Source organism: Mesorhizobium sp. WSM4816 (assembly GCF_055811535.1).
Genome location: NZ_JBVVQR010000028.1, coordinates 63830 through 73622, shown reverse-complemented (window position 1 = coordinate 73622; position 9793 = coordinate 63830). Strand labels below are relative to the sequence as shown.

Here is a 9793-nt window from a genome sequence, read left to right as displayed (position 1 = left end):
CGGGCGGCCGCCGTCCTCTTCCCGGTGAGGAAGCCGGCATGAGGGGGCGGAGTCTGCCCAAAATCCGCCGAGGGGGGGCCAATTGGGCCCACGAGGCCTGCAACCGGGCCAATGTGGCCTGATTGCGTTTCAAAAAACGCCCCATGCGCCATCTGCGCCAAACTTCGGCCCCCGTGCAAAGCCCTCAACAGAGGAGAAGGGAAGTTCTCCCACCGCCTAAATCTCGAACTCGCCCTGCCCCTCGTCCATGGCGCTGACGGTTTCGGCGGCGAGCGCCCTCGTGATCGGCGTCTTGCGTTCCAGTGCCGTGCGGTCGAGCCGCTCGACCACGCGCATCGCGGTGGCCAGCGAGCGCTCGATGCGGCGCACCAGATATTGCACGACATGCGGCTCGACCTCGACCTGGCGGTCGGCGAATAGTTTGGTGATGACACCGGCCAGCAAGAGATCGTCGGGCTCGTGGATCTCGACCATCGCCGCCGCCTTCAGCCGCGATGCGAGGTCGGGGAGCATGACACCCCAGGCGGACGGAAAGCGCCGCGCGGTCAAGAGCAAGGTCGAGCCGGCCGCGCGCACCGCGTTGATCAGATGGAACAGCCCCTCTTCATCGACCGGACCGGCATCGACATCATCGATCAGGGCCGGCCGCGCGCCGAGGCTCGCCATGCAGTCGCCGATCCGACCGGCGTCGACCTTCACCGCGCCGGCGCGGGCGCGCCAGATCGACGCCAGATGGGTTTTTCCACAGCCTGCGGGGCCGGCGAGCACGACCACCGGCGACGGCCAGTCCGGCCAGCGATCGACCAGCGCCACCGCCTGGCTGTTGGTGCCTGAGACGACGAGTTCGTCGCGCGAATAACCGGTGCCGTGGCCGAGATCGAGCGGCAACTGGCGCGGCGGGTCGATCCTGTTGTCCGGCATCTGGCTCAACTGCGCGGCCCACCGCTCCCGCGGCGACGCGCCGGCAGCGGCGGCACAGGTTCGGTGCTGTGGCCCTTGTAGAGCGGCGACTCGAGATAGCGGGCGATGGCAAAGCGCACCAGGACGGCAACGGCAGCCGAGGCAGGCACGGCGATCAGCAAGCCGACGAAGCCGAACAGCGCGCCGAAGGCAAACAGCGAAAACATCAGCCACACCGGATGCAGGCCGACGCTTTTTCCCACCAGCCTCGGCTGCAGGATGTTGCCCTCGATGAACTGGCCGACGAAGAACACGCCGGCCACCGCCGCGACCATGGTCCAGTCCGGCCAGAACTGGACGAAGGCGACGCCGACGGCCAGCACCAGCCCGGTCAGCGAGCCGACATAGGGGATGAAGGAGATCAGACCGGCGAACAGGCCGATGAGGATGGCGAAATTCAGACCGGTCAGCGTCAGCCCGGTGGCGTACATGGCACCCAGTACCAGGCACAGCGTGCCCTGACCGCGCACAAAGCCGGCGGTGGCGGTGTTAATGTCGTTGGCGATCGCCCTGACGGTCTGGACATAATCGCGCGGCACCCAGCTGTCGACAATCGTCACCATGCGATCCCAGTCGAGCAGCATGTAGAAGGCGACGACGGGCGTGACGACGAACAGGCTGACCACCGAGACCAGCGCCACGCCGGAACTCCAGATCGAGGTGAACACCGTGGTCAGCAGGCCGAAGCCGGAGGTCAGCAGCGAGTTCAACCCTTCGCGCAGGCCATTGGCGTCGACGCCGAATTGCTCTTCCAGCCATCTCGGATCGAAGCTGGTGATCAGGCTCTGCAGCCGGGTCAGGTATTCCGGCAGCTTGCTGGCAAAATCGGCCATCTGCGAAGCCAGCACCGGAATGAGGATGACGAAGGCCAGCACCAGAACGACGATGAAGGCAAACAGGATGACAATCGTCGCCATCAGCCTGGACAGGCCGAGCCGCTGCAGCCGGTCGGCGACCGGGTCGAGAAAGTAGGCGAGCACCATGCCGGCGACGAACGGCAGCAAGATGCCGCTGAAGACATAGAGGAAGACCGCGAGGATGATGGCGCTGATCAGCCAGAAGCGGATTTGGCGCCGAAACACGCCGGACGCGGCCGCATCGGCAGCGGCAGCTTCGGCTGCCGCGTCGATGTTCTGGTCAGGTATCCGGTTTGGAGCCTTCGCCATAGCCGCTCATATGCCTCAGCCAAGCCACGAGATAGGCCGCGGCCGAAGCCACGGTCAAGACCCCGGACAGCAATATGAGCACCGGCCTGAGCGGATCGAGATCGACGGCGAGGGCCAGTTCGCCCAGCACCACCGCCGCCAGCCCGATCTGGACGGCGGTGTTGGCCTTCGACACGAACAGCGGCTTCATCTCGACCGGGTGGGCCATGACGGTGGACAAAACGACGGCGCAGACGATCAGCGCATCGCGCGACACCATGGTGACGACCAGCCACAGCGGCAATTCACCGATGAAGCCCAGCACCACGAACACCGAGACCAGCAGCAATTTGTCGGCCATCGGATCGAGATAGGCGCCAAGCTGCGAAAACTGGTTGAAATGGCGGGCGATGAAGCCGTCGACGCCGTCGGAAATGCCGGCGATCAGGAAGCCGGCGAAAGCCCAGTCCCAGCGCCCCTGCAGCATGGCCAGCACCACGCCCGGCACCAGCACGAAACGCATGATCGTGATCATGTTGGGGATGGTCAAACGCATGTCCCGTCGCTTCTGTTTTGATGATACATGATAGAGATGAGAGGCTACGGCAAGTCAGAGCGACGCAGATGCTGCCAATCTCCGCTCGTGGGAAGAGATTGGCTATCTTCAAGGCCTTCGCCATCGCCAATGTTGGAGATTTGCCTGAGGCCTCTGTCCACGATTTTGTGATGCCGAAAATGCCTGAGCCAGCCGTTATCCTTGCGAGGCGCAGCCGTTCATGCGAAGAGCCCCGGAAAGCAGGAAAGAGTGATGAGCAAGCGCAAGAACGGGCTCACCTATGCCGAGGCGGGTGTCGACATCGATGCCGGCAACCTCATGGTCGAGAAGATCAAGCCGCTGGTGCGCGCGACGCGCCGGCCGGGCGCCGATGGCGAGATCGGCGGCTTCGGCGGCCTGTTCGACCTCAAGGCCGCCGGCTTCACCGACCCGGTGCTGGTCGCCGCCAATGACGGCGTCGGCACCAAGCTGAAGATCGCCATCGATGCCGGCAAGCACGACACGATCGGCATCGACCTCGTCGCCATGTGCGTCAACGACATCGTCGTGCAGGGCGCCGAGCCATTGTTCTTCCTCGACTATTTCGCCACTGGCAAGCTCGACCCCTACCACGGTGCGGCGATCGTCGGCGGCATCGCCGAGGGCTGCCGGCAGGCCGGATGCGCGCTGATCGGCGGCGAGACGGCGGAAATGCCCGGCATGTATCACGGCAAGGACTACGACCTCGCCGGCTTTGCCGTGGGCGCGGCCGAACGCGGCCAGTTGCTGCCGACCGACGATATCGTCGAGGGCGACGTGCTGTTGGGGCTGGCCTCGTCGGGCGTGCATTCAAATGGCTTTTCGCTGGTCCGCCGCATCGTCGCCACCAGCGGCCTTGCGTGGACCGATCCAGCGCCCTTCAACGATGAAGCCACGCTGGCCGAGGCGCTGCTCGAGCCGACCCGCATCTACGTCAAGTCGATCCTCAAGGCGATCCGTAACACGCATGGCATCAAGGCGCTGGCCCATATCACCGGCGGCGGTTTCCCGGAAAACATCCCGCGCGTCCTGCCGAAGGATTTTTCGGCCGAGCTCGACCTCGACGCCATCGAAGTGCCGGCGGTGTTCTCATGGCTGGCCAAGACCGGCGGCGTGGCGCCCGACGAGATGATGCGCACCTTCAACTGCGGCGTCGGCATGATCCTCGCCGTCGCCTCCGGCCAGGCGGCACAGGTTGCGGCCGTGCTGCAGGAGGCCGGCGAGACGGTGACGCCAATCGGCCGCATCGTGCCGCGTCGCGACGCCGGGGTGATCTATCGGGGCGCGATCGGCCTATGAGCATGCGCAAACGCACCGTGGTGCTGATTTCGGGACGCGGCTCCAACATGACGGCGCTGATCGCCGCGGCCACCTATCCGGGTTATCCGGCTGAGATCGTCGGCGTAATTTCCGACCGGGCCAATGCCGCCGGTCTCGGCATCGCGGCGGCGCGCGGCATCGCCACCAAGGTGATTTCGCGGGCCGACTATAGCAGCAAGGAAGCGCATGACGGGGCGATCGACGCCGCACTTGTCTCGTTCGGCGCCGAGATCGTGGCGCTGGCCGGTTATATGCGCATTCTCGGCGCGCGCTTCGTCGAGAAATGGCTGGGCCGGATGATCAATATCCACCCTGCCCTGCTGCCCGCCTTCAAGGGGCTGGATACGCATGCGCGCGCCTTGCGCGCGGGCATGCGCATCCATGGCTGCACGGTGCATTTCGTCACGCTCGACATGGATGACGGCCCGATCATCGCTCAGGCCGCCGTGCCGGTGATGGTCGGCGACAATGAGGACATGCTCGCCGCGCGCGTGCTGAAGGCAGAGCACCGGCTTTATCCGCTGGCGCTCGGGCTGGTCGCCGAAGGCAAGGCGCGGATGGAAGGCGGCCGCACCGTGCTTGCCCACTTCGCCGACGATGCCGACAACAGCACCTCCGTGATCATGGCGCCCGATCCGCTGCGCGAGGAGACCGACCTCGAGCATCTGGCGCGCATCACTCCCTGAGAACCATCCTTGCCAACATGGTAGCAAATGTTGCTACCATGTTGGCAAGGAGACAGGTTGATGGCGACAGTCGAAAAGGTCAGCGTGGCGCTTTGGGCGACCTTGATACCGCCATGGGCACAAAACATGGCGGCGGATATGGGAAAGACTTTCAGCCCGACATTCCTTGGTCTTAAATTGAACTCATGAAGCAACTCCTTCTTCTGCGTCACGCCAAGTCGAGCTGGGACGATCCTGACCTCATCGACTTCGACCGGCCGCTTTCCGGGCGCGGGCTGAAGGCCGCCCCGCTGGTCGGTCGCGAACTGGCCAGCCAGGGCTGGCTGCCCGATCTGGCGCTGGTATCGCCGGCGCTGCGCAGTCGCGACACATGGCGGCTGGTTTCGGCGGAACTACCCGCGAAAACGCCGGCCAAATTCGTCCAGGCGCTCTACGAGGCCAGTGCGGCAGACGTTCTCGCCAAGGTACGGCAGGCAAATGCGGCAACGAGCGGTCTCTTGGTGCTCGGCCATAATCCCGGCCTGGAGGAATTCGCGCGCCGACTTGCCGGCGCCGGGTCGGATGCCGCGGCACTCAATAAGCTTGAAGAAAAATTCCCGACAGCGGCTCTTGTCCGCTTCCTTTTCGACGGTGACTGGGCACGGCTGGCCCTCGGCGATGCGCGGCTGACACACTGCGTTTGGCCGAAGGATCTGCGCTAAACGAGGGCTGTGACTTGATATGCAAAAGCAAGAACGGCGGGCCAAGCCCGCCGCTCTTTGCGTTCCGCAGCTTGAGGGTTTAGCGGCCCCAGTTGCCCCGGCCGGACTGAGGCACGACCGGTTCAGTCGTGCCGGGCTGGGTCGTCGCGTTGGTATTGACGGTATTGTGCTCCGCCGTAAACGGCTTGCGAATCGAACCCGTGAACGTGCTGTCGATATTTCCAACAGCCGCATTGCCAACAGGCGCGGCCGGCTGGTTGGCGCCGTCCGAACCATAGTGGTCGCTGCCGGCAAAGGCGCTGCCTGTGGCAATGAGGATGGCCGCAGCGGTGAGAGCAATCTTGGTCATTTCAGGTACTCCAGTACTTTCATACTTTCAGTGTTGTTGTCCGTCTGGTGGCGTGCCTTGGGAGGATTTCGCGTCGCTCGGACCACCCCGAGGTGGGTTGGCCCTGCAGCAGTTTCCAATCACAAAGATGTTCCGGCTACGCCCTGAACCGGCTGCTTGAAATCCGTCAAAAGGCTTCCTTCGCACAATCTTTGACTTTCTTCTCAATGCGTTAGGCGAATATTTCTGCCGCGTGGCCTGGCCATTTGCTGAGCCGACGTTCACTTGGTCTTGCACAATGCGTCAACAAAAAACGAACCGATCGGTCGATTTCCTGCACAAATGAAATCGCGGATCTACCGGTTTTGCGCTGCCGCCCTAGACGTGCACGTCGCCAAAGGAGAGCTCGCCGTCGTCGCTGGCGGTCAGGAACGCCGTGACCAGCAGGCCGGCATAGAGGGCGGCGACCAGCACGACGATGACCAGGCCGGGAATGGGCCCCAGAGCAGCGCCGGCAACCGCCTCGCGCACCGAACTGACGAAGTCGATGCGGACACCTTCGGTTAGAAGACTGGGGGTCGACAGTTTCAGGATCCAGGCCAACAGCAGGATCAGCAGCATGTGGATGTAGTTTCGACGCAGACGGCGCGCCAACGCCGCTCGTTGCGAAATGAGGAATTTTGGAGTGCGCAGACTTTCGCCGACGACCAACAGCCAATCGGACGCGAAGTCCGGCTGCGGCGAGAATATCTGCGCGAAATAGTGCCGTTCGAACTGGCGCACTCGGGCCCGGTAAACGTCGAAGAAGCGATATCGCCGCGCTTCTATCCACAGCAGCAACAGGACAAGCAGCATGGCAAAAAGCAGTACGCCGTGATGCGCGCTGGCCGTCGAAAGCGAGATGGACAACATTGCCGCGACGACCGTTATCGCCCAATTGCTCGTCCGGTCCAGGCGGTCGCGCCACCCCGTCATGCGCAGAATCTCGGCGCGATGAAAATGCGCCATCGTGGTCACGAGTTCGCCGGGCGAAAGCGTCCTTCCAACGGGGGCCGGCGCTGCCAACGCTTCTGCCATCACCATGTCTCCACCGCCACGCAAAAACGGTTGGTTGGGCTTATCGTTCCGACGCTTCACTTTGCCGGGCGCAGCCACACCTTGTTGTCGTGGAACGCCGCACCGCCATAGGGCGCCGGCGCGTCGGCGCCGGTCAGGACGTTGATGCCCTCGCCGCGCTCGTGGGCGCTGTTGGGCCAGATGCCTTCGGCCACCACGACGCCGCGCTTGACGCCATCGAACAATCTTGCGTGCAGCACAACTTCGCCGCGCGCATTGCCGATCTCGACGCGGTCGCCATTGGCCAGCCCATAGACTGCCGCATCATCCGGATGCAAAAGCAGTTCCGGCCGGCCCTCCTTGGCCATCGACACCGGCGTCTCGGAAAAAGTCGAGTTGAGGAAATTGCGCGCCGGCGAAGTGGCCAGCCGGAACGGATGCGCAGCATCCGCCACCTCGATCAGATCGACATGGTCGGGAAATTCCGGCAGGCTTGCCACCGGCCCGAACAGGCCCATGCTTTTCGGCGGCCGGTTGGGCGCCGCCTGTTCGGTCCAGTCGGCGCGAAAGCGGAATTTTCCGTCCGCGTGGCCGAAGCCGTCGATAAAATGCGCCGCTTCGAAAGCCGGCTGCAAATCGAGCCACTTTTGTTCCTTGAGGCTCGAAAAACTGCCCAGCCCGCGCTTGCCCAAAATGATGTCGATATGCTGCCGCTCGGTCATGCCGAAGCCAGACCTGTCGCCAACACCGAGCCTTTTGCCGAGTTCCTCGATGACGAAATGGTTGCTGCGCGGCCCTTCCGGCGGGTCGATCAGCTTCGGCCCGAGCGTGATGTGCTGATTGCCGCCGCCCTTGTAGACATCGTCATGCTCTAGAAACATCGTCGCCGGCAGCACGACATCTCCGAGTTTTGCGGTGTCGGTCATGAACTGTTCGTGCACGCAGGAAAACAGGTCGTCGCGCAAAAAGCCCTGCTTCACCAGCCGCTGCTCAGGCGCGACATTGACCGGATTGGTGTTCTGGATCAGCAGCGCCGTCACCGGTGGGCCGCCATAGAGCGCATCCTCAGCGCCGGTCAGCACCGGGCCGATGCGCGAATGATCGAGGTGGCGGATCGCCGGGTCGCGCATCCGCGTGCCTTCCAGCAGTTCCTGGTTCAGTTTGAAGATGCCCGAATTGGAATGGAAGGCGCCGCCGCCCTCATATTGCCAGCAGCCGGTGACCGCGGCGATCGAGGCGGCGGCATGCATGTTGACCGAGCCGTTGCGCTGCCGCGAAAAACCGTAGCCGAGGCGGAAATAGGTTTTCTTGGTCGTGCCGACGAGACGGGCGAAGGCCTCGATCTCATCGACGGAAAGCCCGGTGATATCAGCCGCCCATTGCGGCGTCCTCGTCTGAAGATGCGCTTCCAGACCGTGCGGATCGTCGGTGTATTTTGCCAAATAGGCGCGGTCGGCCATGCCGTCACGGAACAGCACATGCATCACCGCGCAGGCCAGCGCACCGTCGGTGCCGGGCTTCAGCACCAGGCCGAGATCGGCCTGCTTCATCGTCGCGTTCTCGTAGACGTCGATGACGACGATCTTGGCGCCGCGCTCCTTGCGCGCCTTGATCGCGTGGGTCATGACATTGACCTGGGTGACCACGGCATTGGTGCCCCAGACCACCACGCAGTCGGACTTGGCCATCTCGCGCGGGTCAGGACCGCGCAGCGCGCCGGCCCCCATCATCCAGCCGGTCCAGGCCAGATTGGTGCAGATCGAACCGAAGAAGCCGGAATATTTTTTCGCGTGGCGCAGCCGCTCGATGCCATCGCGCTGCACCAGTCCCATCGTGCCGGCATAGTAATAGGGCCAGACCGTCTCCGAGCCGTATCTTGCCTCGGCCGCGATGAATTTTTCGGCGACCAAGTCGAGTGCGGCCTCCCAGCTCGCGTCCTTCCAAAGGCCCTCACCCTTGGCGCCCGCCCGGATCAGCGGCTTCAGCAAGCGGTCGGGATGATGGACGCGGTCGGCATAACGGGCGACCTTGGCGCAAATGACGCCAGCCGTGTAGCTGTTGGCCTTGGCGCCATGGACGCGGCCGATGCGCTTGCTGTCGAGCAGCTCGACCTCGAGCGCGCAGGTCGACGGGCAATCATGCGGACAGGCCGAATGGCCGATCCTGAGCTTGGCGTGCTGATTCATGGGGCGAGATTAGCGGGTTCCGGACACGGCGTGTAGGGCCAGATGCAGCGCTAACTTGCTTCTCCTTGCTGAGGCAAGCTGAAAATCTGGCGACCACCAGCGCGGAGCCGTTAGAACTGCGTCGTCAACGCCGTCAGCCACTCGGGCGAAGCGTTGACGAGTGCGGTTTCCAACGCCTTGTCGAACCCAGACAGAATCGCGGCGGCGGTCATCACCAGCAAGACGCCGAAGGCGACCTTCAGCCCGCTGCCGGCGCTGGCGATGTGGCTGCGCCAACTCAGCAAGGTCTCGCGGGACAGTAGTCCGAGGATCAGCAACGGCACGGCAGCACCGAGACCAAACAGGACCATGGTGACCCCAACCTGGCCAAGGTCTTGGCCCTGCGCTGCAAGGACGGAAGCGGCACCGAGAGTCGGGCCAACGCAAGGGCTCCACACCGCGCCGAGCAACAGACCGACGCCGAACTGCCCCCAAAGGCCAACGGATGAAAAGCCGCCAAACCGCTGCTCGACCCAGTTGCCGGCCGGACCGGCCGCAACCGCGATATGCGCCTGGAGTGGCGGCACGATCAATATCGTGCCGAGGACGAGCATCAGAACTGCGGCGGCGCTGCGAAAGACACCGCCGTCAAGCCCGACGGAGAACCCGATCGTGGCGACGAAAAGCCCTATGGCCGTGAAGGATATGGCAAGTCCTGCGGCCAGCGCGATGGGGCCATAGCGATGCTGACTGACGGCAGCACCGAGCACGATCGGGATCAGCGGCAGCACGCATGGCGACAGCGTCGACAGCACCCCGGCCAGGAACGAAAATATGAAGCCGAGTAGCATCTCCGCC

Annotated in this window: 11 protein-coding genes; 4 read left to right on the top strand and 7 right to left on the bottom strand. The window is 63.9% G+C overall.

Annotated features, from left to right (window positions below; genetic code table 11):
• Positions 1–216: 216 nt before the first annotated feature.
• The 3 genes from hdaA to AC0L3H_RS24520 are packed head-to-tail and all read right to left on the bottom strand — an operon-like array spanning position 217 to position 2655.
• Positions 217–921 carry a DnaA regulatory inactivator HdaA gene (gene hdaA, locus AC0L3H_RS24530; protein WP_473492401.1) on the bottom strand — a complete coding sequence of 235 codons (705 nt, stop codon included), beginning with the start codon at positions 919–921 and terminating at the stop codon, positions 217–219.
• A gap of 5 nt (positions 922–926) precedes the next feature.
• Positions 927–2126, bottom strand: a complete 1200-nt coding sequence (locus AC0L3H_RS24525; protein ID WP_473492399.1) for an AI-2E family transporter — start codon at positions 2124–2126, stop codon at positions 927–929.
• A complete protein-coding gene (locus tag AC0L3H_RS24520; protein ID WP_473492460.1) occupies positions 2098–2655 on the bottom strand; it encodes a CDP-alcohol phosphatidyltransferase family protein in 558 nt (185 codons plus the stop codon). The genes AC0L3H_RS24525 and AC0L3H_RS24520 overlap by 29 nt, the downstream gene beginning before the upstream one ends.
• 258 nt (positions 2656–2913) lie before the next feature.
• Here AC0L3H_RS24520 and purM point away from each other — a divergent pair, with 258 nt between their 5' ends.
• The 4 genes from purM to AC0L3H_RS24500 are packed head-to-tail and all read left to right on the top strand — an operon-like array spanning position 2914 to position 5386.
• Entirely contained in the window at positions 2914–3978 is a 1065-nt protein-coding gene (gene purM, locus AC0L3H_RS24515; protein ID WP_473492398.1) for a phosphoribosylformylglycinamidine cyclo-ligase, read from the top strand.
• Entirely contained in the window at positions 3975–4685 is a 711-nt protein-coding gene (gene purN / locus AC0L3H_RS24510) for a phosphoribosylglycinamide formyltransferase (protein WP_287229910.1), read from the top strand. The genes purM and purN overlap by 4 nt, the downstream gene beginning before the upstream one ends.
• 60 nt (positions 4686–4745) lie before the next feature.
• Positions 4746–4874 (top strand): hypothetical protein, encoded by a 129-nt coding sequence (locus AC0L3H_RS24505; RefSeq protein ID WP_473492396.1) that lies wholly within the window; start codon positions 4746–4748, stop codon positions 4872–4874.
• Positions 4871–5386 carry a SixA phosphatase family protein gene (locus tag AC0L3H_RS24500; RefSeq protein ID WP_473587163.1) on the top strand — a complete coding sequence of 172 codons (516 nt, stop codon included), beginning with the start codon at positions 4871–4873 and terminating at the stop codon, positions 5384–5386. The genes AC0L3H_RS24505 and AC0L3H_RS24500 overlap by 4 nt, the downstream gene beginning before the upstream one ends.
• A gap of 79 nt (positions 5387–5465) precedes the next feature.
• Here the strand turns inward: AC0L3H_RS24500 and AC0L3H_RS24495 are convergent, their stop codons facing one another.
• The 4 genes from AC0L3H_RS24495 to AC0L3H_RS24480 form a co-directional block, all read right to left on the bottom strand.
• The gene (locus AC0L3H_RS24495; RefSeq protein ID WP_473492394.1) at positions 5466–5735 is read right to left on the bottom strand and encodes a DUF680 domain-containing protein; all 270 of its coding nucleotides are present in this window, start codon (positions 5733–5735) and stop codon (positions 5466–5468) included.
• A gap of 357 nt (positions 5736–6092) precedes the next feature.
• Positions 6093–6791: a DUF2270 domain-containing protein gene (locus AC0L3H_RS24490; protein WP_473492392.1), complete on the bottom strand. Its 699-nt coding sequence runs from the start codon at positions 6789–6791 to the stop codon at positions 6093–6095.
• A 56-nt stretch (positions 6792–6847) separates the two neighbouring features.
• Positions 6848–8956, bottom strand: coding sequence for a molybdopterin-containing oxidoreductase family protein (locus AC0L3H_RS24485; protein WP_473587162.1), 2109 nt, complete (start codon positions 8954–8956; stop codon positions 6848–6850).
• Positions 8957–9066: 110 nt separating this feature from the next.
• Entirely contained in the window at positions 9067–9786 is a 720-nt protein-coding gene (locus AC0L3H_RS24480; protein WP_473587161.1) for a cytochrome c biogenesis CcdA family protein, read from the bottom strand.
• Between the last annotated feature and the right edge of the window lie 7 nt (positions 9787–9793).

Coding starts and splice junctions, on each gene's coding strand:
- hdaA (WP_473492401.1), bottom strand. CDS start 921: ATGCCGGACAACAGGATCGACCCGCCGCGCCAGTTGCCGCTCGATCTC.
- AC0L3H_RS24525 (WP_473492399.1), bottom strand. CDS start 2,126: ATGGCGAAGGCTCCAAACCGGATACCTGACCAGAACATCGACGCGGCA.
- purM (WP_473492398.1), top strand. CDS start 2,914: ATGAGCAAGCGCAAGAACGGGCTCACCTATGCCGAGGCGGGTGTCGAC.
- purN (WP_287229910.1), top strand. CDS start 3,975: ATGAGCATGCGCAAACGCACCGTGGTGCTGATTTCGGGACGCGGCTCC.
- AC0L3H_RS24505 (WP_473492396.1), top strand. CDS start 4,746: ATGGCGACAGTCGAAAAGGTCAGCGTGGCGCTTTGGGCGACCTTGATA.
- AC0L3H_RS24500 (WP_473587163.1), top strand. CDS start 4,871: ATGAAGCAACTCCTTCTTCTGCGTCACGCCAAGTCGAGCTGGGACGAT.
- AC0L3H_RS24495 (WP_473492394.1), bottom strand. CDS start 5,735: ATGACCAAGATTGCTCTCACCGCTGCGGCCATCCTCATTGCCACAGGC.
- AC0L3H_RS24490 (WP_473492392.1), bottom strand. CDS start 6,791: ATGGCAGAAGCGTTGGCAGCGCCGGCCCCCGTTGGAAGGACGCTTTCG.
- AC0L3H_RS24485 (WP_473587162.1), bottom strand. CDS start 8,956: ATGAATCAGCACGCCAAGCTCAGGATCGGCCATTCGGCCTGTCCGCAT.
- AC0L3H_RS24480 (WP_473587161.1), bottom strand. CDS start 9,786: ATGCTACTCGGCTTCATATTTTCGTTCCTGGCCGGGGTGCTGTCGACG.